Below are 26,726 nucleotides of genomic sequence, written 5' to 3'. Positions count from 1 at the left end.
TTTCCCGGGAGGTGACTATGATTGCCAGCAAATTCGGTATCGGTCAGCAGGTTCGCCATTCCCTGTTAGGTTATCTCGGAGTGGTCGTTGATATCGACCCGGTTTATTCGCTCGCCGAACCGTCGCCTGATGAGCTGGCGGTGAACGACGAACTCCGCGCTGCTCCGTGGTACCACGTGGTGATGGAAGATGACAATGGTTTACCGATTCATACTTATCTTGCTGAAGCGCAGCTAAGCAGCGAAATGCGAGAAGAACATCCGGAGCAACCGTCAATGGATGAACTCGCACGGACTATTCGTAAACAACTTCAGGCGCCTCGCTTGCGCAACTAGCCCCTTTGAGAAGCCCGGAAGGAAAAATCACCTTCCGGGCTTCTTTTTATTTCGCCAGTCCCAGTCTTGGGATTTCAATTGCCGGGCAACGGTCCATCACGACATTCATTCCCGCTTCTCGCGCCAACACTGCAGCCTGCTCGTTAATCACGCCCAGTTGTAACCATAATGTTTTCGCCCCAATAGCGACAGCTTCCTGCGCCACTCCCCATGCGGCCTCTGAATTACGGAAGACATCCACCATATCGACTTTCTCTGGGATCTCCGCAAGCGTGCCATACCCTTGCTGCCCCAGAAGCGTTTTTCCGGCCACTTTTGGTGAAACCGGAATGACATGGTAGCCCTGGTCGAGCAGGTATTTCATGACGCGATAACTTGGACGGTCAGGTTTATCACTGGCCCCCACCAGCGCAATGGTTCGGGTAGAGGTCAAAATCTCTGCAATATGGGTCTCTTTCATCATTTCCTCCAGTCGGTTTCGTAAAGTGTACGACAAACCCGAGATCCCAACCATTCACCCCATACAGACGTATGAGAGCAAAATCGGAAAATATGTCTATATGTTAGTAAGTATGATTACCGAAAAATTTTGATACATTCTTCATTGGGCGCTTATTGGACAGGAGTAAACTATGAAAGCCGGAACTCTCACTCTCCTCATTGCGCTCTGCTTACCGATATCCGTTTCTGCCACCACGTTACGTCTGAGCAGTGAAGTCGATCTGCTGGTACTGGATGGCAAAAAGGTCTCCAGCTCTCTCTTGCGCGGTGCGGACAGTATTGAACTCGAAAATGGTCCACATCAGTTGGTATTTCGTGTCGAAAAAACAATTCAGATGCCCGGTCACGGAGAACGCCTCTACATCTCACCACCTCTGGTCGCCAGTTTTAATACTCAGCTAATAAGCCAGGTTAATTTTCGCCTACCCTCACTGCTCAATGAGCAGGAAACTGCGCATTTTGATGCCGCACCGCGTCTGGAACTGCTTGACGGCGATGCAATGCCCATACCGGTAAAACTGGATATTCTGGCGATTACTTCAGTAGCTAAACCTATTGATTATGAAGGGGAAGTAGAGCGCTATAACAAATCAGCTAAACGCGCTTCGCTTCCGCAGTTCGCTACGATGATGGCAGATGACAGTACATTGCTTTCTGGTGTTTCGGAACTGGATGCTATACCACCACAATCACAAGTCCTGACTGAGCAACGTTTAAAATATTGGTTTAAACAAGCGGACCCGCAAACACGTAACAACTTTCTGCAATGGGCTGAAAAACAACCATCTTCCTGAAAATTTTGTGCCTTCGCCCAGGCTTTTTTTGTCTTTCTCTTGCAGCATGAAGCCCTTGCAGTAATCTGTAGCAAAGCTAACTACGGATGTGAATTATGGAACTTACGACCCGCACATTGCCCGCGCGTAAACATATTGCGCTGGTTGCTCATGATCATTGCAAACAGATGTTGATGAACTGGGTGGAACGTCATCAGCCTTTGCTGGAAAAACATGTCCTGTATGCCACTGGTACTACGGGTAACCTGATTCAACGAGCCACAGGCCTTGAAGTGAACGCCATGCTAAGCGGCCCGATGGGTGGAGACCAGCAAGTGGGCGCGCTGATTTCGGAAGGAAAAATAGATGTCCTGATTTTCTTCTGGGATCCCCTCAACGCCGTACCGCACGACCCGGATGTCAAAGCGCTTTTGCGTCTGGCAACAGTGTGGAATATTCCGGTCGCCACCAATGTCGCTACAGCAGATTTTATTATTCAGTCGCCTCACTTTAATGATCCGGTGGATATTCTCATCCCTGATTATCAGCGTTATCTCGCAGAACGCCTGAAATAAAATGTGCAGGCGGTCACCACCGCCTGCTTATTCATGGTTTTCTGGCAATCGGCACATCCAGATCTTTTAAACTTTGCACAAACGATGACGGTGAGGCTTTATTAAATAAAGCCCAGACACGCTGGCGCGCACGCGTAAGCGCTACATATAACAAACGCCGTTCCTCTGCATCAGCAAAGTCTTCAACAGGAGGAAGTAACGCCTCTTCAATGATTGATTCACGCGCCGGGGCCGGGAAACCATCATTCCCTTCGTGCAATCCGACAATAATGACATAGTCAGCCTGCTGGCCTTTACTAGCGTGGATGGTCATAAAATCGATTTGCAACTTCGGCCAGCGAGTTTGTGCTTTTTCGAGACTCGCTGGTTTAAGGTGATGATATCTCGCCAGTACGAGGATACGTTCTTCAGGTTTGGCATAACCGGAAAGTTTATCTAACAGTGCATCCAGTTGTCCTTCCTCAAGCAAGGTCACCGATTTTTTATCACCGCTCATCAGGCTATTAAGCGGTTTTTTAAGTTGATGCGGATTCTGCTGAATAAACCGATTAGCGACTTCGCCGATACGACTATTAAAACGGTAGGTGGTATCCAGATCACAACGATCTCCCTCACCAAATGTTTGATGGAATGCGGTAGTCAGCGAAAGTTGTGCACCACTGAAACGGTAGATTGCCTGCCAGTCGTCACCCACAGCAAATAGTGAGGTTTGACTGTTTTGCTTGCGCAGGGCTGCCAGAAGTGCGGCTCTCTGCGGCGAGATATCCTGAAACTCATCCACCAGAATGTGCTTCCACGGACTGATAAACCGCCCTTTTTCCAGAATCACAATCGCCTGATGAATCAGACCAGAGAAATCCACTGCATTTTCTGCTTTTAACGCGCTTTTCCAGGCTTTTAACAATGGAGCCAGCAGCTTGATACGTTTACTGAATAAATCGCGAATATCCTCTGGTGCCCCAGCGATCATCTCCGCCTGTGCGCCGCCGTGCATTCGCATTAAACTGACCCAACGATCAAGTCGGGAAGCAAGGCGGCGTTGCAGTTTTGTATCGTCCCAGAAATTCCCTTCCGGCACATCCCACTGCAACTCGTCTTCCAGCCATAGCCGCCAGCCTTTCGCCTGCGCTTTTTTCTCGCTGCACTGTTTACGCCATTCCTTAATAAAGAGCTCGTGCCTGGCCTGAGTGTCATTTTCCAGTTTGCTGACCGTGGGTAATTTTTTACTGCCCTGCTGAATAATATAAAGAGCAAGGGAGTGAAAAGTACGTGCCGTTATGTCCTCAGTATGCAAACGCTGACGAATTCGTTCATCCATTTCTTCGGCAGCTTTGCGACCAAATGCCAGCAATAAAATTTGTTCAGCCGCGGCTTCGCCTCGGGCCAGCAACCATCCGGCACGGGCCACCAGAACAGATGTTTTTCCACTACCGGCCCCCGCCAACACCAGCAGAGAGTGTTCACCGTTGACAACTGCCCGTGTCTGAGCGGGATTCAGCGGGGAGGACTCTATCTGCTGAAAAAACTCAGCATTCTCTTTTATCATCGCCTCGGTATATCGCTGATTATGTTGTCGACGGCTTCCTTCGATATCTTTCAGCCATGCCATACACTGATTTAATGGATCGCGGCAATTATCAAAGCTTTCCAGTCGGCTGACGGGCAACGGCAGTGCGGAAAATGCCTGACGAATTTGTTGCTGAATCCCCTGGGTTTTATCTCGCGTCAGCCATTTATTTTCCCCGGTTTGCTGGGTAATCAGCGCTAATTGCTCTTGCAGTACCGTGGCGGCAATTTGACTCATTTCGTCGCTCCATTGCTGCCAGTGAGCATTAAGGTGATGATAGAAGCGTTGTGTTTCTGCCCACTCCGTACCATGCAAACGGACAACTTTCTCATCAGGCAACACAAACTCCAGCTCGCCCCACACCAGACCGCGCTTACAGTTAATTGCCAGTAAATGATTAAATGGAATGAGGTACTCATGGCGATCGCCAGAGACTTTAACCCCTGCATTAAGAATGACCGCCCGATCATAAGGGTGCTGCGCCAGACGTTTTCCAAGAGAAGTCGCTTTCAGTTCCATGACTCAGTTGATCCACATGATGAGATTTTCATATCAGTTTAACCGCCAGAGAAAACGTGCTCCAGCCCAAAAAAACGTTACAATTGCGCCTGGCAGAGAAAACCAGAGTTAAACGAGGGTTTATGCGTACTGTTCTGAATATTTTAAATTTTGTACTGGGTGGCTTTGCAACTACCCTGGCATGGTTACTGGCAACTTTTGTCAGCATTATCCTTATTTTTACATTACCGCTGACTCGTTCCTGCTGGGAGATCACAAAGCTTTCATTTATCCCCTATGGCAACGAGGCGATTCATGTAGATGAACTCAACCCGCAGGGCAAAAACGTCTTACTGAATACTGGTGGAACTTTATTAAACATCTTCTGGCTGATCTTTTTCGGCTGGTGGCTTTGCCTGATGCATATTGCCTCCGGAATTGCACAATGTTTAACCATTATTGGTATTCCTGTTGGTATCGCGAATTTCAAAATTGCCGCCATTGCACTCTGGCCTGTTGGCCGTCGCGTGGTGTCGGTAGAGACGGCTCGTGCTGCGCGCGAAGCCAATGCCCGTCGTCGCTTCGAATAATCAGGATTTGCTGGCCGATATGTTAAGCCCCCTGCTCAAACGTTATACCTGGAACAGCAACTGGCTGTATTACGTACGGATTTTCATCGCATTGTGCGGCACCACCGCCCTGCCCTGGTGGCTGGGTGAGGTTAAGCTGACGATCCCGTTGACGCTTGGCATGGTCGCCGCTGCACTGACCGACCTTGATGATCGTCTGGCCGGTCGCCTGCGTAATTTAATTATTACGCTTATCTGCTTTTTTATCGCTTCAGCATCTGTTGAGTTGCTGTTTCCCTGGCCGTGGTTGTTTGCTATTGGTTTAACATTCTCCACCAGCGGATTTATTCTGCTGGGTGCATTAGGGCAGCGTTATGCCACTATCGCCTTCGGTGCCCTGCTGATTGCAATCTACACGATGCTGGGAACGTCGCTGTATGACCAATGGTATCAGCAACCACTGTTATTACTGGCTGGTGCAATTTGGTACAACTTGCTGACACTGATCGGTCATTTGTTATTTCCTATACGCCCTTTACAGGACAACCTTGCGCGTTGTTATGAGCAACTGGCGCACTATCTTGAACTTAAATCGCGCCTTTTCGATCCTGATATTGAAGATGAAAGCCAGGCCCCGCTCTATGATCTCGCACTGGCGAATGGGCAGTTGATGGCGACGCTGAACCAGACAAAACAATCATTACTGACGCGCTTACGCGGAGATCGCGGGCAGCGAGGTACACGTCGAACGCTTCACTATTATTTTGTTGCGCAGGATATTCACGAGCGGGCCAGCTCCTCACACGTGCAATATCAGGCGTTACGGGACTACTTTCGCCATAGCGATGTGATGTTCCGTTTCCAGCGTTTGATGTCGATGCAGGGTCAGGCTTGCATGAAATTGTCGCGTTGTATTTTGCTACGAACGCCTTACCAACATGATTCCCATTTTGAGCGCGCATTTACTCATATAGATGCAGCTCTGGAGCGTGTTCGTGCCGATGGCGCTTCTGAAGAGCAACTAAAAGCGTTGGGCTTTTTGCTGTCAAATTTACGGGCGATTGATGCTCAACTGGCCACGATTGAATCGGAGCAAGCCCTTGCGCTACCAGACAACAGCACCGAAAGCCAATTGGCAGACGACAGTCCTCATGGGCTGAGTGATATCTGGTTACGGCTGCGTCGTAATTTTTCACCAGAATCAGCACTTTTTCGCCATGCTATCCGTATGTCGCTGGTCCTTTGTGTTGGCTATGGCATCATCCAGATCACCGGTATGAACCATGGATACTGGATCCTGCTGACCAGTTTGTTTGTTTGCCAGCCAAACTATAACGCTACACGACATCGGTTAACGTTGAGAATTATCGGTACGCTGGTTGGTGTAGCGATTGGTTTGCCCATTTTATGGTTTGTACCGTCACTGGAAGGGCAACTTGTATTACTGGTGATCACTGGCGTCCTGTTTTTTGCTTTTCGCAATGTGCAGTATGCCCATGCGACCATGTTTATTACCTTGCTGGTACTGTTGTGCTTTAACTTGCTGGGTGAAGGGTTTGAAGTGGCCCTGCCACGTGTAATCGATACGCTTATTGGCTGTGCAATTGCCTGGGCTGCGGTAAGTTTCATTTGGCCAGACTGGCGGTTTCGCAATCTCCCGCGTGTTCTTGAGCGCGCTACAGATGCAAACTGCCGTTATCTGGATGCGATCCTCGAGCAATATCATCAGGGGAGAGATAACCGACTGGCATATCGTGTAGCCCGTAGAGATGCTCATAATCGCGATGCAGAACTGGCGTCCGTGGTTTCTAATATGTCCAGCGAGCCTGATGTAACGCCGCAAATTCGTGAGGCAGCATTCCGGTTACTCTGCCTCAACCATACATTTACCAGCTACATTTCTGCATTAGGCGCACATCGGGAAAAATTAACGAACCCTGATGTGCTGGCGTTTCTGGATGATGCCGTGTGCTACGTTGATGATGCGCTTCATCATCAACCTGCTGACGATATCCGTGTGAATCAGGCGCTGGAAGATCTTAAGCAACGCATTTCCCAACTTGACCCACACCAGGACAGTAAAGAGCCTCTGGTAGTTCAACAAATTGGTTTACTTATTGCGATGTTGCCGGAAATTGGTCGTTTGCAGCGCAAGATTAATCAAATGACGCCAGCAACGCCAGATCTGGCGTAAGAGACTCCACCCATACAGCAAGCTCCTGGCGACGGACCACCGGGAGCGCTGCTTCATGAATATCCTGCACCGCGCCTTCCAGCAAATAGAGTATTTTCACGGTAATGTGCTGATTCATCTGCTTTAACCTTAACCAGCACATTTTTGCCCCCAAAATACGCAACGTGCTGACATCTTTAATACCCGCCTCATTGAGCAACGACTCAAGATGATAAGTAATGTTAGGCAGATCTCTTAAGCGATACTTCCTGCCAAGGCTCTTCTTCTCTTTAAGAGCTGCATCCAGCGAATAACGCGACAGGCGAATTAATTGCTGCTGGTCCTGCCACAAACTTTCATCTACCCGGTAATAGTTCAGCATGACCAACCGCCCTTTTTTCATAAACGTTAACCAGCGGGGGGTATGTTTGACGCAATACTGGACGCTTTGTTCACAGGCGCGCAGATATAACTCACCATCAGCCACCATCGCAAACACGGTATCGCTGATAGTTAAGCTGTAACTCCCAAACAGAGACCGATAGTTCACCCTGCCCAGGGATGCTAAATATTCTTGTGATTTATAGATCCGATCATAGGATAGATTTTTCATAAAAATCCTTTTAAATCATAATGTAAGTAAATGATTTGCGCTAACGGATCCGTTAATTACGAAAATAGGCAACTTATTATCACGGGGCAAGATGATTTTAATTTTTATGCTAACTATTGATAAAAAATGCGAGGCGCTTTCCGAAAATAAGGTTGATCTTTACCCTCTCCAGATGTACTGTATATTCATACAGTGACTCACAGGGCTGGATTGATTATGTACACTTCAGGATATGCAAATCGTTCTTCTTCGTTTTCCACTGCGGTAAATAATACTGCGCGTGTCGCCACGACAAACACTACAGCAGGACTTATCAGTGAAGTGGTCTATCGTGAAGATCAGCCTATGATGACGCAATTACTGCTTTTACCGCTCCTGCAACAACTCGGTCAGCAATCACGCTGGCAGCTATGGTTAACACCCCAGCAAAAACTAAGCCGTGAATGGGTCCAGGCTTCTGGATTACCCTTGAGCAAAGTTATGCAAATCAATCAGCTTTCTCCGTGCCATACTGTTGAATCAATGATTCGCGCTTTACGTACCGGGAATTACAGTGTGGTTATCGGCTGGCTTGCCGAAGAATTAACCGAAGAAGAACATGCGGAACTGGTTAATGCAGCTAATGAAGGGAATGCGATGGGGTTTATTATGCGTCCAGTCAGTGCCCGGACACATGCCACGAGACAACTTTCCGGGTTAAAAATTCATTCTAATTTGTATCATTAAGTAAAATTAGGATTAATCCTGGAATCTTTTTTCATTTGCTCTCTCTATGTTGATGAGCAACATATTTCCCGTGTGAACGCCTGTCGGAAGCGGTTTCTGCCTTCAACCATAGTTGCCTTTGACATCTAAAATGTTAAATATTGTGTACACAAGCCTTTTTTTTTCATATGCCTGACAGAGTTCACACTTGTAAGTTTTCAACTACGTTGTAGACTTTACATCGCCAGGGGTGCTCGGCATAAGCCGAATCTATCGGCAGAGTAACAATTGAGCAGATACCCCCGGTGAAGGATTTAACCGTGTTATCTCGTTGGAGATATTCATGGCGTATTTTGGATGATAACGAGGCGCAAAAAATGAAAAAGACAGCTATCGCGATTGCAGTGGCACTGGCTGGTTTCGCTACCGTAGCGCAGGCCGCTCCGAAAGATAACACCTGGTACACCGGTGCTAAACTGGGCTGGTCCCAGTACCATGACACTGGTTTCATCGACAACAATGGCCCGACCCATGAAAACCAACTGGGCGCTGGTGCTTTTGGTGGTTACCAGGTTAACCCGTATGTTGGCTTTGAAATGGGTTACGACTGGTTAGGTCGTATGCCGTACAAAGGCAGCGTTGAAAACGGTGCATACAAAGCTCAGGGCGTTCAACTGACCGCTAAACTGGGTTACCCAATCACTGACGACCTGGACATCTATACTCGTCTGGGTGGTATGGTTTGGCGTGCAGACACCAAAGCTCACAACAACGTGACTGGTGAATCTGAGAAAAACCACGATACCGGCGTTTCTCCGGTATTCGCAGGTGGTGTTGAATGGGCCATCACTCCAGAAATCGCTACTCGTCTGGAATACCAGTGGACCAACAACATCGGTGACGCTAACACCATCGGTACTCGTCCAGACAACGGTCTGCTGAGCCTGGGTGTTTCCTACCGTTTCGGTCAGGGCGAAGCAGCTCCAGTAGTTGCTCCGGCTCCAGCTCCGGCACCGGAAGTACAGACCAAGCACTTCACTCTGAAGTCTGACGTTCTGTTCAACTTCAACAAAGCAACCCTGAAACCGGAAGGTCAGGCTGCTCTGGATCAGCTGTACAGCCAGCTGAGCAACCTGGATCCGAAAGACGGTTCCGTAGTTGTTCTGGGTTACACCGACCGCATCGGTTCTGACGCATACAACCAGGGTCTGTCCGAGCGTCGTGCTCAGTCTGTTGTTGATTACCTGATCTCCAAAGGTATCCCGGCAGACAAGATCTCCGCACGTGGTATGGGCGAATCCAACCCGGTTACTGGCAACACCTGTGACAACGTGAAACAGCGTGCTGCACTGATCGATTGCCTGGCTCCGGATCGTCGCGTAGAGATCGAAGTTAAAGGTATCAAAGACGTTGTAACTCAGCCGCAGGCTTAAGTTCCGTCCTGAAAAAACCCCGCTTTATGCGGGGTTTTTTGTTTATTACTGCTACTAATCATTTTTTCCTAGCAGGGCCTGTAAATCCTGTTTCAACGACGACATAGTATTGGCGTACTTCTCTTTATGCTCGGCGTCTTCGATTAATTGCACAATTGTTTCCGACAGTGTTTTACCACGCCGATGCGCAAGCCCCGCCAGTCGCTGCCAGACCATAAATTCAAGGTCGATAGATTTCTTCCGCGTATGCTGATGCTCCGCATTAAAATGGCGCTTACGTCTGGCGCGAATCGTCTGCTTCATACGATTAACTAATGCCGGATTCATGTGTTTTGCAATCCAGTCATTCACTTTCACTGGCTCATTTTCCAGCGTCAGTAGTAGATCCACGGCTTCCTGGGCAGCACTGGCCTCAATGTAACGGGTGATCAACTCCCCTTCACGATGCTTTTTCACCAGGTATTTCCACTTCCAACCGCTTTCGAGATTTTCAAGTTGTTGATATTTCATGGCGATCTCAATGTTACCCTGTCACTACTATCAGAATACCAGTTTTTCAGGCAAGAGATGAAAAGAATCTCCAGCCTGTGACAGATACCGCTAACCCTTTATGTTAGTCTGTGCAATTCAGGTGTGCCGCCGGACCGCTTACGGTATAATCTTTCCTTTTACAATTGACTAAAAAATCTCAATTTTGACCATTACGAAACTTTCATGGCGCGATCTCGTTCCTGATACAGACAGTTATCAGGATATTTTTTCTCAGCCACATTTAACGGACGAAAACGACACCTTACTCAGTGATACTCAGCCACGCCTGCTGTTTGCCCTGGAGCAACTAATGCAACCGTGGGTCGCCTCCCCGTTTATGTTGGCAAAGGCCCCGGAAGAGCGCGAGTACCTGGAACTTCTGTCAGAAGCCACAAGCACCTTATTCAGTAATGCCAACCAACTAACAGGTGGGCATTATGAAATCTCCGGGAATAGTATTCGCTACAAACCGGCTACCCACCGGGATGACAACTTTGCGACTATGACGCAGGTTGTCAGCGCCGACTGGGTTGAAGCGGAGCAACTGTTTGGCTGTCTGCGTCAATTCAATGGCGATATCACTCTACAACCAGGCCTGGTACATCAGGCAAATGGTGGAGTGTTGATAATTTCGTTGCGCACTCTACTTGCACAACCATTGCTGTGGATGCGTTTGAAATCCATTGTTACCCATGGACGATTTGACTGGGTTGCATTCGATGAATCTCGACCACTGCCAGTCTCTGTTCCTTCAATGCCACTTACCCTGAAAGTGATTTTGGTGGGGGAACGTGAACTACTGGCTGATTTTCAGGAGATGGAACCAGAACTTTATGCCCAGGCAATTTACAGCGAATTCGAAGATACCTTACAGATTGTCGATGCCGGGTCGATGACGCAATGGTGTCAATGGGTAAGGCAAATCGCCACGCGTAAGAATCTGCCCTTACCTGCCACTGATGCCTGGCAAGTACTGATTCGTGAAGGCGTGCGCTATACCGGTGAGCAAGAAACGTTACCACTTGATCCACAGTGGATTACACGTCAGTTAAAAGAAGTGGCGCCTTTGTGCGAAGGCAACACCTGTAGTGGCGAACAATTATCGCTCATGCTGGCACAAAGACAGTGGCGAGAAGGTTTCCTGGCTGAGCGGATGCAAGATGAAATCCTGCAAGAACAGATTCTGATTGAAACCGAAGGCGAGCGTGTTGGGCAAATTAACGCCCTTTCGGTTATTGAATTTCCTGGGCATCCACGCGCTTTTGGCGAACCGTCACGCATCAGCTGCGTTGTTCATATTGGCGATGGTGAATTTACTGACATCGAACGTAAAGCGGAACTCGGCGGCAATATTCACGCCAAAGGGATGATGATCATGCAGGCGTTCCTGATGTCAGAACTGCAACTGGAACAGCAGATCCCTTTTTCGGCCTCGCTCACTTTTGAACAGTCCTATAGTGAAGTTGATGGTGACAGCGCCTCAATGGCAGAGCTGTGTGCGTTAATCAGCGCCCTTGCCGATGTTCCGGTTAATCAAAGCATTGCGATTACTGGATCTGTGGATCAGTTTGGGCGCGCCCAGCCGGTCGGTGGACTCAATGAAAAAATTGAAGGCTTCTTCGCTATCTGCCAGCAGCGTGAGTTGTCTGGCAAGCAAGGGGTTATCATTCCGAGCGCAAACGTGCGACATCTCAGCTTGCATAGTGAGTTGCTAAAAGCAGTTGAAGAAGAGAAATTCACTATCTGGGCGGTGGATGATGTCACTGATGCTTTACCGCTACTCTTAAATCTGGTGTGGGATGGTGAAGGCCAGACAACGTTGATGCAAACCATTCAGGAGCGTATTGCGCAAGCATCGCAACAGGAAGGTCGTCATCGTTTTCCCTGGCCATTACGCTGGCTGAACTGGTTTATCCCGAACTGATCGGACTTGTTCAGCGTACACGTGTTAGCTATCCTGCGTGCTTCAATAAAATAAGGCTTACTGAGAACATGGTAGATAAACGCGAATCCTATACAAAAGAAGACCTTCTTGCCTCTGGTCGCGGTGAACTGTTTGGCGCTAAAGGCCCGCAATTGCCAGCACCAAACATGCTGATGATGGACCGTGTGGTCAAAATGACCGAAACGGGTGGTAACTACGATAAAGGTTATGTTGAAGCAGAGCTGGATATCAATCCGGATCTGTGGTTCTTCGGATGCCACTTCATTGGCGATCCGGTTATGCCGGGATGCCTGGGACTGGACGCAATGTGGCAGCTGGTAGGATTCTATCTCGGATGGTTGGGCGGCGAAGGTAAAGGTCGCGCACTGGGCGTAGGTGAAGTGAAATTCACTGGTCAGGTTCTGCCAACAGCGAAAAAAGTGACCTACCGTATTCACTTTAAACGCATTGTTAATCGTCGTCTGATTATGGGTCTGGCAGATGGCGAGGTGCTGGTTGATGGTCGTCTGATCTATACCGCCAGCGACCTGAAAGTGGGTCTGTTCCAGGATACTTCTTCGTTCTGATTATTTTCAGGATGATAAAAAGGCGAAACCTCCGCAAGACGGAGGTTTCTTTTTAAAGAGACAGAATCAGGCCATTACTACCCTGTCCGCCATGGCTTCTCGCCAGCCTCCCAGCCATTGTGACCTTTGATTCAGCGTCTGATAGGGACACATTTCTTTTGAGCGTCCGGCGATGCCGGCCTGATAACCACGTTGATGTGCCCGTTCCAGGCGATCTCGTTTTTGTCTCTTCATGCCTCGTTTCCCTCATACTGGTTTCTGGTGGAAAAGAAAACAGTGATTACTAAATATGCAACCACACTTAAGCAATACCGCGAATCATAACTGCCGTCAATGCGCAAAATTCACACCACTGTCATATTTGTGAGCTACACGGGCATGTCGGTTGTACAAAAAATGTGAAGAGGAACAACTTTTTCCACACGTTAGAAACAAAAAAACCGCCTCAGGCAACAAACCGGAGACGGTTATATTTACAAATCTTTATAATTAAGGTAGACGCTTTATCTCTTGCGCAATAGAAGAGGCTTCCTGACTCCAGACACTGGCCAGCACTTTAACCATCTCATCGTAACCATCCTGAGTTTGCACCCCTTCCAGACGGAACGGACGTTTGATCAGTTGTCCCTGGTGGTTCAACAGCCACTCACCACTGACAATGACCTTGCCATCATAGCGACCGTTAAACTCCGTTACGGTAACATTGAGCGTGTCCTGGGCGCTTCCCAGAGGCTGGGAGGCAACCACCCAGCCGGGCAGTTGCGTGCTCAGGTTGGCAACCAGGGTGTTGCGCAACTGTTGATCCAACGGGCTGGCCCACAAGTTGTTGTTGGCAATCACATACTTCACATCACTGGTTTGATAAACCACACCATTCCCCGCCAGATAGTCAGGAACAGCGACCTGCTCTACCCATAACAGGCGATTACCCTGGCTGGCGGTACTTTGTGTACCGCTCTGCACCACAGGTAACTGGTAATAGTTTTTATTAATCTCGCCGGAGCTGCATCCGGCCAGCCACAGTGCCGCAATCGTCACTAGCCACTTTTTCATTGTTTCGCCCTCTTCGGCTCTGGATCTTTTTTGTCCTTCGCTTCAAATACCAGCGCGTTACTCTTCTCGTTGAGCGTTTTCAGTACTGGCTGCAATTCACGCAATACCTGATCAAGCCGCTGCATATCCGCCACCATCTTGTTGTAGGCTGCGGAGCCAGGCTGGAAGCCCTGCATACTGCGATTCAACTCACGCAGGGTATTTTGCATGTCTGCCGGAAGTTGCTGCATCGACTGGCTGGCGATTATCTTATTCATGCTATCCATTGTTGTTTGCAGGCTCTTCATGGTGCGCTGACTTTCGCTCAGCGTATTTGTCGCCTGAGCAATCATCGGATCCAACGGTAGTTTATTGATCTTATCCAGTGCTTCCATCAGGCGTTGCTGGATTTGCGCCAGACCACCACTAACGGTCGGGATAATCTGATAGCCATTAAACTCACGTACCCCTGTGATTGCAGGTGTGTTTGGATAGAAGTCCAGATCCACATACAACGCGCCGGTGACAAGATTGCCGGTTTTTAGGGAACCACGTAAACCACGTTGCAACAGCTCCGCCATATGTTTGACTACATCCGTATTTTCGCCCAACTGCATTTTCAACCGCTCCGGTTCAATGCGAATCAGTACCGGAATACGGTAATCATCGTTAAAGGTCTGACGCATATTCGGTGCGAAGAACGGCACTTTACTTACCGTACCGAGACGAATTCCACGGAATTCCACTGGCGCACCGGGTTGCAAACCACGGACAGAATCTTTAAAGAACATCAGATAATCAATATGATCGGTATACAGAGAGTCCTGAATGCTGCGTTGATCGTCATACAACACAAACGCCGATTTCGGTGCGACTGGTTGACCTAAATCCAGCCCTTCAGGCACATCAAAACTGACACCACCACTAAGAAGTGTGGTTAACGATCCCATCTCCACCCGCATACCTGCCGAGGTGAGATCCACTGCAATACCACTGTCTTTCCAGAAACGGACATTACTGGTTACCAGTCGGTCGTAAGGTGCGTTAACAAAGAGTTGATAACTGATATTGCGTTTTTGGGTATCAAATGTGCTGGTTTCCACCGAGCCAACCCGAAAGCCACGAAATAACACCGGATCCCCAGGAGAAAGTTGCCCGGCTTTTTTACTGTCGAGAATAATACGGATCCCTTTCGCATCTGGCGGCGCAAGGGGTGGCGAATCAAGCAAATCATACTTCGTCTGCTTGCTGCCTTTTGCCCCTGGTTGAAGTTCAATATAAACCCCGGAGAGCAACGTGCCGAGACCACTGATCCCTTCACGACCAACCTGTGGTTTTACCACCCAAAAAACCGTATCTTTATGCAGTAGTTTCTCCATACCGGAGTTCAAACGCGCCTTGATTTCAACGTGCGTTAAATCATCAGCCAGAGTGGCGCTTTCAACCACCCCGACGTCAACGCTACGGCTTTTGATTGTCGTCTTACCACCTTCGATCCCTTCCGCATTAGCGGTAATCAGGGTCACTTCCGGCCCCTGATGACTGTAATGATAAAAAAGAACCCAGGCCCCGATGAGTGCCGTAACGATAGGAAATATCCACACGGGAGACCAGTTTCTCACTTTCTGGATTTTGGCTTCCCCACTTTTAGATTCCATACTGTCAGGACTCCTTATGCTCTGGTTGGCGATCCCACGACAAACGCGGATCAAACGTCATCGCAGAAAACATTGTCATTATGACGACTAAAGCAAACATTAATGCACCCATTGCCGGATAAATACTCATTAAACCTCCCATACGCACCAGCGCCGAGAGCACCGCGATGACGAAAACGTCAATCATTGACCAGCGGCCTACAAACTCTACAACTTCGTAAATCAAATGCATTCTTTCACTGTCGCGCTTGCCATGCCCTTTGGCATCCCAGCACAGCCAGCCAATCGCAATCATCTTTAACGTTGGCACCATAATACTGGCCAGGAAGATAACCGCAGCAACGGGATAAGAGCCTTCACTCCATAATAAGATGACACCAGCAAGAATCGTCGACGGCATTTTCGAGCCTAATAAATCCGTCACCATGATGGGCAAAATATTCGCCGGAAGATACAACATGATGGACGTAACAAGCAGTGCGAGTGTCCATTGCAGGCTGTTTCTACGTCGAACGTATCCTTTCGTGCCACAGCGTGGGCACACTGGATCACCAGCTGGAAGAATTGCCGTGCAACAGGAGCACGAACGCAGCCCCTGACGTATCCCCGTGACGCCCGGTTTTAGCGGCTGGCGCAATTCTGGCATTGGGGCAATATCGTCCCATAACCAGCGACGATCAACGCACTGAAAGGCGCGCAGTTGCAGGACACAAAATAAACACCATGGGAGAAAGCTGCTGCCTACACCAATGCTGCCGTAGGCCATCAGTTTAACGAAACTCACCAGCACACCGGCGAGGAAAATCTCCGCCATTCCCCAGGTTTTGAGTTGAAAAAGCACCCGTGCCAGTTGCTCTTTTAAACGGACCGGTAATTCCGCGCGATTAACCAGTAGCAGAATAGTTATCAGGCAAAACGCGGGAACCAGTTGCACAAACAACAGGAAAAAGGTGCCGAGGCTGGCGTAGTCCTCAGAAAAAAGCACGCCGGGAATTTCCAGTAATGTAATTTCACTGGTGACTCCTGCAACGTTCATTTTCACAAAAGGAAACAAGTTGGACAGCAACAGCATGAACAGTGCAGCCAACGCATAGGCGGTGGGACGCTGCCGAGGGGCATCCCACGCCACGGTTAACGTTGTGCCACACCGGGGACATGCCGCTTTCTGACCATGCTCAAGGCGCGGTAACGCCACCAGCATGTCACACTGCGAGCACAGGATGTGCTTCGCGGCATGATGATGTTCGCACATTGGTACTCCTTAATGATGCGCTATTTTACAGATTGCTAACAAAGCGCTGGTTTTCGTGCCAGATAAACGTTACGCATCTGGCAATTTTACCGTTGTCAGCAGCCTCTGTTTAAATCGACTATTTTGCGATCAGCCACCATTTTTTAACGCTTCAAGATACTCCCAGCGTTCAAAGGCTTGCTCCAGCTCCTGCTCCGCAGCAGCCATATCAGCGAGCACTTTTTGCGTCTGCTCATGCGGCTGACTGAAGAAGGAAGCATCCGCCACCTGCGTCTGTAGGGCTTCCAGCTTCGCCTCCAGATCTTCGAGCAATTGCGGTAGCTGCTCCAGTTCGCGCTGCAATTTATAGCTTAGTTTGCTACTGCTGCGTTTTACAGTTTCTGCTTTTGGCGCGGCGGCTTCTTCGGTTTTTTTCACCGCAGGCTGTTTAAGCGCCACATACTGCTCTTGCTGACCACGGGCGTCATGATAGCCACCAACATAACGACCAATTTTACCGTTGCCTTCGAAGATCCAGCATTCTGTTACGGTATTATCGACAAACTGACGATCGTGGCTCACCAACAATACCGTCCCCTGGTAGCTGTCAATCAGTTCTTCCAGAAGTTCCAGCGTTTCGACATCAAGATCGTTGGTCGGTTCGTCCAGAATCAATAAGTTGCTTGGTTTGAGGAACAAACGCGCCAACAACAAGCGGTTACGCTCACCGCCAGATAGCGCACGTACCGGCGTCATCGCCCGTTTCGGATGGAACAGGAAGTCCTGCAAATAACCCAGTACATGGCGTGGTTTGCCATTTACCATCACCTCTTGTTTGCCTTCGGCCAGGTTATCCATCACCGTTTTATCGGGATCCAGTTCCGCGCGGTGCTGATCGAAATAAGCCACTTCCAGTTTGGTACCGACGTGAATACGTCCGCTATCTGGTTGAAGTTGACCTAGCATCAGTTTCAGCAGCGTGGTTTTGCCGCAGCCGTTCGGACCAATCAAGGCAATTTTGTCGCCACGTTGAACCTGGGCAGAAAAATCTTTCACCAATTGCTTACCGTCAACCTGGTAGCAAACGTCTTCCATTTCGAAAACGATCTTACCGGAGCGGCTGGCCTCTTCCACCTGCATCTTCGCCGTCCCCATGACCTCACGGCGCTGGCTACGTTCACGGCGCATTGCTTTCAGGGCGCGTACGCGGCCTTCATTACGGGTACGGCGCGCTTTGATCCCCTGGCGGATCCACACCTCTTCCTGCGCCAGTTTGCGATCGAACTCGGCATTTTGTAGTTCTTCCACACGCAGGGCTTCTTCCTTTTCAAGCAGATACTGGTCGTAATTCCCTGGATAGGTCACCAGCTTGCCGCGATCGAGATCAACAATGCGCGTCGCCATATTGCGGATAAACGAACGGTCGTGGGAGATGAAAATAATCGTCCCATTGAAGGTTTTGAGGAATCCTTCCAGCCAGTCGATGGTTTCGATATCAAGGTGGTTAGTCGGTTCGTCGAGCAACAACACGCGCGGATTGCTCACCAGCGCGCGTCCTAATGCCGCTTTACGCAACCAGCCGCCGGAAAGCGACGACAGCGCAACGTTAGGATCTAACCCCAGCTGTGCCAGCACTTCGTTAATGCGGTTTTCCAACTGCCACAGGTTGTGGTGATCCAGCTGTTCCTGAACCTTCGCCAGTTCGTTGAGATTTTTCTCGCTTGGGTCGTTCATCACCAGGCGCGAAATATCGTGATAGCGTTTCAGGTATTCCGCTTGTTCTTCAATGCCTTCGGCAACGAAATCATAAACGCTACCCTCAACGTTACGCGGCGGATCCTGTTGCAGACGAGCTACAATCAAATCTTGCTCGTAAATAATGCGACCGTCATCCAGCCCCTGTTCACGGTTGAGGATTTTCATTAACGTCGATTTGCCTGCGCCGTTACGCCCCACCAGACAAACACGTTCGTTATCTTCGATATGCAGTTCTGCGTTATCGAGAAGCGGCGCGTCGCTGAACGACAGCCATGCGCCATGCATACTGATTAATGACATTACTATTCCTTTCAGGCTGCGGTAATCAGCCAGCAGTTGTGGATCTGGCGGTTACGGGCAAAATCCTGGGAGAGCGTTTTTTGCGTAATTTCTTGTGCTTTCAGCCCCAGTTTTGCCAGTCCGTCAAGATCCATACGGAAGCCACGTTTGTTGTTCGAGAACATGATCGTCCCACCAGCACGCAGCAGACGTTTCAAATCTTTCATCAGCGCCAGATGATCGCGCTGAACATCAAACGCATCTTCCATTCGTTTTGAGTTAGAGAAGGTTGGCGGATCAATAAAGATCAGATCGAACTGTTCATTTGCCTCACGCAGCCATGCCAGGCAATCGGCCTGAATCAGGCGATGCGCTCGGCCAGTTAAGCCATTCAGACGCAGGTTGCGTTCTGCCCACTCCAGATAAGTACGCGACATATCCACGGTGGTGGTGCTGCGTGCACCGCCTAATCCCGCATGCACGGTGGCGCTACCGGTATAGGAGAACAGGTTGAGGAAATCTTTGCCTTTGCTCATCTGACCGAGCATACGACGGGCGATACGGTGATCGAGGAACAGACCGGTATCGAGGTAATCCGTCAGGTTCACCCACAAGTGAGCGTTATATTCGGTAACTTCAAGAAACTCGCCCTTCTCGCCCAGTTTCTGGTACTGATTTTTGCCCTTCTGGCGTTCACGGGTTTTCAGCACCAGTTTGTTTGGCGCAATCCCCAGTACAGAAATGGTTGCAGCGATAATATCGAACAGACGCTGACGCGCTTTGTGCGCATCAATCGTTTTTGGCGGCGCATACTCCTGCACTACCACCCAGCCGGCATAACGATCAACGGCAACGTTATATTCCGGCAGATCGGCGTCATACAGGCGGTAACATTCAATCCCTTCCTGGCGAGCCCACTTCTCGAATTTTTTGAGGTTCTTACGCAGGCGGTTGGCGTAGTCTTCCGCTACCATTGCCGGTTTGCTGTCTGGTGTGCTTTCGGCAACGTGATAATTTTTCTGTACGCAGTCCAGCGGGCCGTTTTTCGCCTTGTACTGTTTGTCTGCACGCAGCTGCAGGCAGCTGAGCAGATCCGGCGAGGCACTAAACAAAGAGAGATTCCAGCCACCGAACTGGTTTTTCATGATTCGGCCCAGCAGGCTATGCAGTGCAATCAGCGCCGGTTCGCTGTCCAGACGTTCACCGTATGGCGGATTGCTCAACACTGTACCGTACGGCCCTTTCGGCAGCGGATTGGTCAGTTGCGCGACATCTTTCACCTCAAAGGTGATCAGTTCACCAATCCCCGCAAGACGGGCGTTAGTGCGCGCACGTTGAATCACCCGTGCGTCGCTGTCCGAACCGTAAAAATGAGAGCTGTACTCCGCCAGGCCTTTACGGGCGCGAGTTTGCGCTTCCGCTTTCACTTCCTGCCAGATAGCTTCATCATGCTGCGCCCAGCCGCTAAAGCCCCAACGCCCACGGTGCAAGCCTGGTGCGCGATCGGTCGCCAGCATCGCCGCTTCAATCAGCAACGTACCGGAACCACACATCGGATCGAGCAGCGGTGTTCCTGGCTGCCAGCCGGATCGCATCACAATCGCGGCTGCCAGGGTTTCTTTGATCGGCGCAATACCAGCACGATCGCGATAGCCACGCAGATGTAAACCATCACCACTGAGATCAAGGGCGATACTGGCAGTTTCTTTATGCAGCCAGACGTTAACGCGGATATCCGGCGCATCGCGATCAACATTTGGACGCGGCAGATTTTTCCGCGTGAAAGCATCGACAATCGCGTCTTTCACTTTCATCGCACCGTACTGACTGTTGCGAATGGTGTCATTTAAACCACTGAAATGGACAGCGAAGGTCGCGCCAGGATTAAACATCTCTGTCCAGTTGATCGCCTGAACGCCGAGATAGAGGTCTAAATCACTGTAAACCTTACACTCGCCCAGCGGCAACATAATACGCGAGGCCAGGCGGCTCCACATCAGGCTCTGGTAAACAAGCCGTGTGTCGCCCTTAAAATGGACCCCACCCTGAACCACCTGGCATTCAACGGCCCCCAGGTTTTCCAGTTCAGTTTTTAACAGCTCTTCCAGCCCACGGGCCGTACTGGCAAACAGAGAATTCATATCGTCACTTTTACTCTAAGAAAATTGTTGCGCATTATAGCTAATAAGCGCGTCATGTCATAAAGTTGAGGGCTTATTTTCATTTGAGGACCGCACCGTGGCGACATTAACCCGGCTTTTTATTCATCCTGTTAAATCGATGCGCGGCATTGGTCTTACACATGCTCTGGCAGATGTCAGTGGTCTTGCCTTCGATCGCATCTTTATGATCACGGAACCTGACGGTACGTTTATTACCGCTCGCCAGTTTCCCCAGATGGTACGGTTTACTCCTTCACCTGTGCATGATGGCTTGCATCTCACCGCACCAGATGGCAGTAGCGCATATGTTCGTCTTGCTGATTTCGCCACACAAGACGCCCCAACCGAAGTTTGGGGTACACATTTTACTGCGCGAATTGCACCGGACGCGATCAACAAATGGTTAAGTGGATTTTTCTCCCGCGAAGTCCAATTGCGCTGGGTGGGGCCACAAATGACCCGGCGCGTGAAACGCCACAACACTGTACCTCTGTCATTTGCTGATGGCTATCCTTACCTTCTTGCTAACGAAGCCTCGTTACGTGATCTCCAACAACGTTGTCCGGCCAGTGTAAAAATGGAGCAATTCCGCCCCAATCTGGTGGTTTCCGGTGCGTCGGCCTGGGAAGAAGATAGCTGGAAAGTGATTCGTATTGGTGATGTGGTGTTTGATGTGGTTAAACCTTGTAGCCGCTGTATTTTCACCACCGTCAGCCCAGAAAAAGGGCAAAAACATCCGGCAGGCGAACCATTAAAAACATTGCAATCTTTCCGAACAGCCCAGGATAACGGCGATGTCGATTTTGGTCAGAATTTAATTGCCCGTAATAGTGGCGTGATTCGCGTTGGCGACGAGGTGGAAATTCTGGCAACGGCTCCGGCGAAAGTTTACGGCGCAGCTGCCGTGGACGATACCGTCGACGCCGCGCAGCAACCGGACGCAAATGTAGATATTGACTGGCAAGGGCAGGCATTTCGTGGAAATAACCAACAGGTTCTGCTGGAGCAATTAGAAAATCGGGGAATTCGTATCCCTTATTCTTGCCGCGCGGGCATTTGTGGAAGCTGCCGTGTTCAGCTTTTAGAAGGCGAAGTCACACCGCTCAAAAAATCAGCAATCAGCAATGATGGCACTATTCTTTGCTGTAGTTGTGTGCCGAAGACTGCGCTCAAACTAGCGCGTTAAACTGCCTGTTCGAGGCTGAAACTGTCAACATTAACCTGCGGTTTCAGCCTGTCATTCATGATTTTGATGGCGTCCCCCAACTGCATCGCGCGACCAGCAATAACAACGCAGGGTTGCGCCAACAGGCACAGTGCAGCATTTTCGCCAGATTCAACGACCAGCAAATTGACCTGCTCGTGAGTATCGCTCAACCAGACACAAGCGGCATCACCGGGCATTGGTGCCCACATTTCGCCATGAGATATAAAATGCCAGCTTTTCGGCATTTGCGGCTTGAGATAACGAATTGCTACCAGTGCATTAAGCACTAACTCAGCTTTCTGTTCTTTGGATAACGGCAGGTCACGGCATTTTTCTTCAAAAGAAAAATAGAGCGCTGCATCATCAACACAAAAACCGGAGGGATTAAAGGCATCTGGCGTGAGCATTTTACGAGCAAAACGCGAGCGAAATAACATACCATTGGCTAAATCGAGCATCATTCGATCGTGCTCTTCATCATAATACCAGCGCCAGTTATCGTCAGGTTTAATTCGCATGCGGATTCTCCCACCTAAATCATTCTGCGCAACATTGTCCTTTGCCGCTTCGTTTATTGCCCTAAATAAGAAAAGACTAAAATGTATAAATAAGCAACAGGTAAGGAATATAAAACAACCAGGGCTGGAAATAAAGCCCCGGTTGTCTCATAACGTTAAAAAGGAGAAATTAATCAGATATTGCTAACGATTTCTTTAATCAAAGGCGGTCCTTTAAAAATAAATCCCGAATAAATTTGCACCAGCGTTGCACCCGCAGCAATCTTTTCACGTGCAGCGATAACCGAGTCAATGCCGCCAACACCGATGATCGGTAAACGACCGTTTAATTCCTGTGATAAGCGGCGAATAATTTCTGTGCTTTTTAACTGAAGCGGACGACCGCTTAAGCCACCGGTTTGATCGCAATTTTTCATTCCCTGTACCAGAGAGCGATCAAGTGTGGTATTGGTCGCAATAACGCCATCAATATTATGGCGAACTAAACTATCGGCAACCTGGATCAATTCTTCTTCAGAAAGATCCGGCGCGATCTTCACTGCGATCGGCACATATTTTTGATGGATCTTTTGCAGATCGTTTTGTTTATTTTTGATCGCGATTAATAAATCATCGAGCGCTTCACCATATTGCAGGGTGCGTAATCCCGGTGTATTCGGCGAGGAAATATTGATGGCGATATAACCAGCATAAGGATAAATTTTATCCATACAAATCAGATAGTCATCTTTACCCTGCTCCACCGGTGTATCTTTATTTTTGCCGATGTTAATACCCAGGACGCCGTCATAATGGGCTTTTTTTACATTCTCAATAAGATTATCCACCCCGAGATTGTTAAAGCCCATTCGATTGATCAGCCCTTCGGCATCAACCAGGCGGAAAAGACGCGGTTTGTCATTTCCAGGTTGTGGACGCGGCGTTACAGTGCCGATCTCAATCGAGCCAAACCCCATTGCGCCTAACGCGTCAATACACTCCCCGTCTTTATCCAGACCAGCGGCAAGACCAAGCGGATTTTTAAATGTCAGCCCCATGCAACTGACAGGTTTAACAGGTACTTTCTGCCGGACAAGTGCTTCAAACGGAGTACCTGTAATGCGGCGTAATTGCTGAAAAGTAAACTCATGAGCGCGCTCTGGATCGAGCTGGAAAAGGGCTTTACGAACGAAGGGGTAGTACATGAACTCTCCTGGATTCCCGGTGTGCAAACCGGGGGCGTATTATGTGCGAGTTCGGTTCAAAAGTGAATTGACCTGCGGCAAAAAATAGCAAACGTTTTCTTATTGCGCTTTTTTTATGCTTTTTTTGGCTTTTCTTCCTCAGATAAATCATTTCGACTCGCGGACGCCCTCTGTCAGACTGACCTAATTGTTATCAATGTTAACAAAACAAGAACAATTGGTTATAAGGAGAGAGTATGCGTGTCATCACCCTGGCGGGTAGTCCTCGCTTTCCTTCTCGCTCCAGCTCCTTGCTGGAATATGCGCGGGAAAAACTAAATGGCCTGGATGTAGAGGTTTATCACTGGAATCTGCAAAACTTCGCCCCGGAAGATCTGCTCTATGCCCGTTTCGATAGTCCGGCGCTAAAAACCTTCACCGAACAATTGCAACAGGCCGATGGGTTGATTGTCGCCACGCCAGTGTATAAAGCCGCCTATTCCGGAGCGCTGAAAACCCTGCTCGATCTGCTGCCAGAACGCGCTTTGCAAGGCAAAGTGGTGCTGCCGCTGGCAACGGGCGGCACGGTGGCCCATCTACTGGCAGTCGATTACGCACTTAAACCGGTTTTAAGCGCACTGAAAGCCCAGGAGATCCTGCACGGCGTATTTGCCGATGACTCGCAGGTGATTGATTACCACCACAAACCCCAGTTCACGCCAAATCTGCAAACCCGTCTTGATGCCGCGCTCGACACCTTCTGGCAGGCGCTGCACCGCCGCGATGTTCAGGTTCCCGATCTTCTGTCTCTGCGAGGTAATGCCCATGCGTAAGATCATTAAACTGGCGCTGGCGGGATTACTCAGCGTCTCCACACTTGCGATTGCCGCAGAGTCTTCGCCAGAGGCGTTAAGGATTGGCTATCAGAAAAGCAATATCAGTTCGGTACTGGCGAAAAATTACCAAATGCTGGAAAAACGCTATCCGCAAACAAAAATCTCCTGGGTGGAGTTCCCCGCGGGTCCGCAAATGTTGGAAGCGTTAAACGTTGGCAGTATTGATCTCGGCAGTACCGGAGATATTCCGCCAATCTTTGCCCAGGCTGCCGGGGCTGATTTGGTATATGTGGGCGTCGAGCCGCCGAAGCCCAAAGCCGAAGTGATTCTGGTGGCAGAAAACAGCCCGATCAAAACCGTAGCCGATCTTAAAGGTCACAAAGTTGCTTTTCAGAAAGGTTCCAGTTCACACAACCTTTTACTGCGCGCACTACGCCAGGCCGGGCTTAAATTCACGGATATCCAGCCCACTTACCTGACGCCCGCCGATGCCCGCGCCGCGTTCCAGCAAGGTAACGTCGACGCCTGGGCTATCTGGGATCCCTACTACTCCGCTGCATTATTACAGGGCGGCGTGCGAGTGCTGAAAGATGGCACCGGTCTCAATCAAACAGGATCGTTTTATCTGGCTGCCCGTCCGTATGCAGAAAAAAACGGCGCTTTTATTCAGGGCGTGCTGGCAACCTTTAGTGAGGCCGATGCGTTAACCCGCAGTCAGCGTAAGCAAAGCATCCCTTTACTGGCAAAAACAATGGGTTTACCGGCACCGGTGATTGCCTCTTACTTAGATCATCGCCCTCCTACCACCATCAAACCGGTTAACGCCGATGTTGCCGCCTTACAGCAGCAAACGGCAGATCTGTTTTATGAAAACCGTCTGGTACCGAAAAAAGTCGATATTCGCCAGCGCATCTGGCAGCCCTCTCAACTGGAAGGAAAACAATTATGAGTCTGAATATGTTCTGGTTTTTACCGACCCACGGTGACGGGCATTATCTGGGAACGGAAGAAGGTTCACGTTCGGTTGATCACGGTTATCTGCAACAAATTGCGCAAGTGGCGGATCGTCTGGGCTATACCGGTGTGCTGATCCCGACGGGGCGATCGTGTGAAGATGCGTGGCTGGTGGCGGCGTCGATGATCCCGGTGACACAACGGCTGAAGTTTCTTGTCGCCCTGCGCCCCAGCGTAACCTCACCTACCGTTGCCGCCCGCCAGGCCGCCACGCTTGACCGTCTCTCTAACGGACGTGCGTTGTTTAACCTGGTCACAGGCAGCGATCCCCAAGAACTGGCAGGCGACGGCGTGTTCCTTGATCATAGCGAGCGTTACGAAGCCTCGGCAGAATTTACCCAGGTCTGGCGGCGGTTGTTGCTTGGCGAGACTGTGGATTTCAACGGCAAACATATTCATGTACGCGGAGCCAAACTGCTCTTCCCGCCGATTCAACAGCCTTATCCTCCGCTTTACTTTGGCGGATCGTCAGATGTCGCCCAGGATCTGGCCGCTGAACAGGTTGATCTTTATCTCACCTGGGGCGAACCGCCTGAACTGGTAAAAGAGAAGATCGCGCATGTTCGTGCAAAAGCTGCCGCACATGGACGCAAAATTCGTTTCGGTATTCGCCTGCATGTGATTGTCCGCGAAACCAACGACGAAGCGTGGCAGGCCGCTGAACGCTTAATCTCCCATCTTGATGATGAGACCATCGCTAAAGCACAAGCCGCGTTTGCCCGCACGGATTCCGTGGGGCAACAGCGAATGGCGGCGCTACATAACGGCAAGCGCGACAATCTGGAGATCAGCCCCAATTTATGGGCGGGCGTTGGCTTAGTGCGCGGCGGTGCCGGGACGGCGTTGGTGGGCGATGGTCCGACGGTCGCCGCGCGAATCAACGAATACGCCGCGCTTGGCATCGACAGCTTTGTGCTTTCTGGTTATCCGCATCTGGAAGAAGCGTATCGGATTGGCGAGTTGCTGTTCCCGCATCTGGATGTTGCCATCCCGGAAATTCCTCAGCCACAACTGCTGAATCCGCAAGGCGAAGCGGTGGCGAATGATTTCATCCCCCGTAACGTCGCGCAAAGCTAAGGAACAA

At 49.8% G+C, this 26,726-nt stretch carries 25 protein-coding genes; 13 read left to right on the top strand and 12 right to left on the bottom strand.

The features are described from left to right. Nucleotides 1-17 precede the first annotated feature (17 nt). Entirely contained in the window at nucleotides 18-335 is a 318-nt protein-coding gene (hspQ, locus tag EFER_RS05605) for a heat shock protein HspQ (RefSeq protein ID WP_000561985.1), read from the top strand. Nucleotides 336-381: 46 nt separating this feature from the next. Here the strand turns inward: hspQ and EFER_RS05600 are convergent, their stop codons facing one another. Further along, nucleotides 382-795, bottom strand: coding sequence for a CoA-binding protein (locus EFER_RS05600; RefSeq protein WP_000665266.1), 414 nt, complete (start codon nucleotides 793-795; stop codon nucleotides 382-384). A 172-nt stretch (nucleotides 796-967) separates the two neighbouring features. On the opposite strand from EFER_RS05600, the gene EFER_RS05590 reads away from it, so the two are divergent. Together EFER_RS05590 and mgsA are read left to right on the top strand one after the other, a co-directional pair. Further along, nucleotides 968-1,630: a DUF2057 family protein gene (locus EFER_RS05590; RefSeq protein WP_000643580.1), complete on the top strand. Its 663-nt coding sequence runs from the start codon at nucleotides 968-970 to the stop codon at nucleotides 1,628-1,630. A gap of 95 nt (nucleotides 1,631-1,725) precedes the next feature. After that, entirely contained in the window at nucleotides 1,726-2,184 is a 459-nt protein-coding gene (gene mgsA / locus EFER_RS05585; RefSeq protein WP_000424177.1) for a methylglyoxal synthase, read from the top strand. A 31-nt stretch (nucleotides 2,185-2,215) separates the two neighbouring features. On the opposite strand, the gene helD is transcribed toward mgsA, so the two are convergent. Then, on the bottom strand, nucleotides 2,216-4,270 hold the full coding sequence (gene helD, locus EFER_RS05580; RefSeq protein ID WP_000420507.1) for a DNA helicase IV: 2,055 nt from the start codon (nucleotides 4,268-4,270) through the stop codon (nucleotides 2,216-2,218). A 122-nt stretch (nucleotides 4,271-4,392) separates the two neighbouring features. Between helD and EFER_RS05575 the strand changes: the two genes are divergently transcribed. Both EFER_RS05575 and yccS read left to right on the top strand, forming a co-directional pair. Next, a complete protein-coding gene (locus EFER_RS05575) occupies nucleotides 4,393-4,839 on the top strand; it encodes a YccF domain-containing protein (RefSeq protein ID WP_002431615.1) in 447 nt (148 codons plus the stop codon). A 19-nt stretch (nucleotides 4,840-4,858) separates the two neighbouring features. Beyond that, nucleotides 4,859-7,012 carry a YccS family putative transporter gene (gene yccS, locus EFER_RS05570; RefSeq protein WP_032243386.1) on the top strand — a complete coding sequence of 718 codons (2,154 nt, stop codon included), beginning with the start codon at nucleotides 4,859-4,861 and terminating at the stop codon, nucleotides 7,010-7,012. Here yccS and EFER_RS05565 read toward each other — a convergent pair. Further along, nucleotides 6,975-7,604, bottom strand: a complete 630-nt coding sequence (locus EFER_RS05565; RefSeq protein ID WP_000793790.1) for a TfoX/Sxy family DNA transformation protein — start codon at nucleotides 7,602-7,604, stop codon at nucleotides 6,975-6,977. The genes yccS and EFER_RS05565 overlap by 38 nt on opposite strands. A gap of 216 nt (nucleotides 7,605-7,820) precedes the next feature. Here EFER_RS05565 and sulA point away from each other — a divergent pair, with 216 nt between their 5' ends. Further along, complete coding sequence (sulA, locus tag EFER_RS05560) at nucleotides 7,821-8,330, top strand: SOS-induced cell division inhibitor SulA (protein ID WP_000288735.1); 510 nt, start codon at nucleotides 7,821-7,823, stop codon at nucleotides 8,328-8,330. Nucleotides 8,331-8,686: 356 nt separating this feature from the next. Further along, nucleotides 8,687-9,742: a porin OmpA gene (gene ompA / locus EFER_RS05555; protein ID WP_024256413.1), complete on the top strand. Its 1,056-nt coding sequence runs from the start codon at nucleotides 8,687-8,689 to the stop codon at nucleotides 9,740-9,742. Between the two features lie 54 nt (nucleotides 9,743-9,796). On the opposite strand, the gene matP is transcribed toward ompA, so the two are convergent. Continuing rightward, nucleotides 9,797-10,252, bottom strand: a complete 456-nt coding sequence (matP, locus tag EFER_RS05550; protein ID WP_000877154.1) for a macrodomain Ter protein MatP — start codon at nucleotides 10,250-10,252, stop codon at nucleotides 9,797-9,799. A gap of 184 nt (nucleotides 10,253-10,436) precedes the next feature. On the opposite strand from matP, the gene EFER_RS05545 reads away from it, so the two are divergent. Continuing rightward, nucleotides 10,437-12,197, top strand: a complete 1,761-nt coding sequence (locus EFER_RS05545; protein WP_000156542.1) for an AAA family ATPase — start codon at nucleotides 10,437-10,439, stop codon at nucleotides 12,195-12,197. 68 nt (nucleotides 12,198-12,265) lie between these two features. Next, nucleotides 12,266-12,784: a 3-hydroxyacyl-[acyl-carrier-protein] dehydratase FabA gene (gene fabA / locus EFER_RS05540; RefSeq protein WP_000227930.1), complete on the top strand. Its 519-nt coding sequence runs from the start codon at nucleotides 12,266-12,268 to the stop codon at nucleotides 12,782-12,784. A gap of 66 nt (nucleotides 12,785-12,850) precedes the next feature. Here fabA and rmf read toward each other — a convergent pair whose 3' ends face one another. From rmf to rlmKL, 6 genes are all read right to left on the bottom strand, one after another. Further along, complete coding sequence (gene rmf, locus EFER_RS05535; RefSeq protein WP_000828648.1) at nucleotides 12,851-13,018, bottom strand: ribosome modulation factor; 168 nt, start codon at nucleotides 13,016-13,018, stop codon at nucleotides 12,851-12,853. Between the two features lie 255 nt (nucleotides 13,019-13,273). Next, the gene (pqiC, locus tag EFER_RS05530; protein WP_000759111.1) at nucleotides 13,274-13,837 is read right to left on the bottom strand and encodes a membrane integrity-associated transporter subunit PqiC; all 564 of its coding nucleotides are present in this window, start codon (nucleotides 13,835-13,837) and stop codon (nucleotides 13,274-13,276) included. Then, nucleotides 13,834-15,474 (bottom strand): intermembrane transport protein PqiB, encoded by a 1,641-nt coding sequence (pqiB, locus tag EFER_RS05525; protein WP_000444390.1) that lies wholly within the window; start codon nucleotides 15,472-15,474, stop codon nucleotides 13,834-13,836. The genes pqiC and pqiB overlap by 4 nt, the downstream gene beginning before the upstream one ends. A gap of 4 nt (nucleotides 15,475-15,478) precedes the next feature. Next, nucleotides 15,479-16,726 carry a membrane integrity-associated transporter subunit PqiA gene (pqiA, locus tag EFER_RS05520; protein WP_000333156.1) on the bottom strand — a complete coding sequence of 416 codons (1,248 nt, stop codon included), beginning with the start codon at nucleotides 16,724-16,726 and terminating at the stop codon, nucleotides 15,479-15,481. Between the two features lie 129 nt (nucleotides 16,727-16,855). Further along, a complete protein-coding gene (locus EFER_RS05515; RefSeq protein ID WP_000053109.1) occupies nucleotides 16,856-18,763 on the bottom strand; it encodes an ABC transporter ATP-binding protein in 1,908 nt (635 codons plus the stop codon). Between the two features lie 11 nt (nucleotides 18,764-18,774). Beyond that, a complete protein-coding gene (rlmKL, locus tag EFER_RS05510) occupies nucleotides 18,775-20,883 on the bottom strand; it encodes a bifunctional 23S rRNA (guanine(2069)-N(7))-methyltransferase RlmK/23S rRNA (guanine(2445)-N(2))-methyltransferase RlmL (RefSeq protein WP_001086533.1) in 2,109 nt (702 codons plus the stop codon). Between the two features lie 97 nt (nucleotides 20,884-20,980). Between rlmKL and ycbX the strand changes: the two genes are divergently transcribed. Then, nucleotides 20,981-22,090, top strand: a complete 1,110-nt coding sequence (ycbX, locus tag EFER_RS05505) for a 6-N-hydroxylaminopurine resistance protein YcbX (RefSeq protein WP_000224287.1) — start codon at nucleotides 20,981-20,983, stop codon at nucleotides 22,088-22,090. On the opposite strand, the gene zapC is transcribed toward ycbX, so the two are convergent. Continuing rightward, nucleotides 22,087-22,629, bottom strand: coding sequence for a cell division protein ZapC (gene zapC, locus EFER_RS05500; protein ID WP_001220658.1), 543 nt, complete (start codon nucleotides 22,627-22,629; stop codon nucleotides 22,087-22,089). The genes ycbX and zapC overlap by 4 nt on opposite strands. Before the next feature lie 173 nt (nucleotides 22,630-22,802). Beyond that, on the bottom strand, nucleotides 22,803-23,813 hold the full coding sequence (pyrD, locus tag EFER_RS05495) for a quinone-dependent dihydroorotate dehydrogenase (protein ID WP_002431618.1): 1,011 nt from the start codon (nucleotides 23,811-23,813) through the stop codon (nucleotides 22,803-22,805). Nucleotides 23,814-24,049: 236 nt separating this feature from the next. On the opposite strand from pyrD, the gene ssuE reads away from it, so the two are divergent. Genes ssuE through ssuD form a run of 3 tightly spaced genes read left to right on the top strand, consistent with a single transcriptional unit; the run spans nucleotide 24,050 to nucleotide 26,719 of the window. Next, a complete protein-coding gene (gene ssuE, locus EFER_RS05490; RefSeq protein ID WP_001263930.1) occupies nucleotides 24,050-24,625 on the top strand; it encodes an NADPH-dependent FMN reductase in 576 nt (191 codons plus the stop codon). Further along, nucleotides 24,618-25,577, top strand: a complete 960-nt coding sequence (gene ssuA / locus EFER_RS05485) for an aliphatic sulfonate ABC transporter substrate-binding protein SsuA (RefSeq protein WP_001226258.1) — start codon at nucleotides 24,618-24,620, stop codon at nucleotides 25,575-25,577. The genes ssuE and ssuA overlap by 8 nt, the downstream gene beginning before the upstream one ends. After that, nucleotides 25,574-26,719, top strand: a complete 1,146-nt coding sequence (gene ssuD, locus EFER_RS05480; RefSeq protein ID WP_000056012.1) for an FMNH2-dependent alkanesulfonate monooxygenase — start codon at nucleotides 25,574-25,576, stop codon at nucleotides 26,717-26,719. Before ssuA ends, ssuD begins: the two co-directional genes overlap by 4 nt. Nucleotides 26,720-26,726: the final 7 nt, after the last annotated feature.

This window comes from Escherichia fergusonii ATCC 35469, from assembly GCF_000026225.1.
GTDB lineage: Bacteria > Pseudomonadota > Gammaproteobacteria > Enterobacterales > Enterobacteriaceae > Escherichia > Escherichia fergusonii.
Note: the sequence above shows the minus strand (reverse complement) of the source record. Positions and strands in the feature narration are given on the sequence as shown.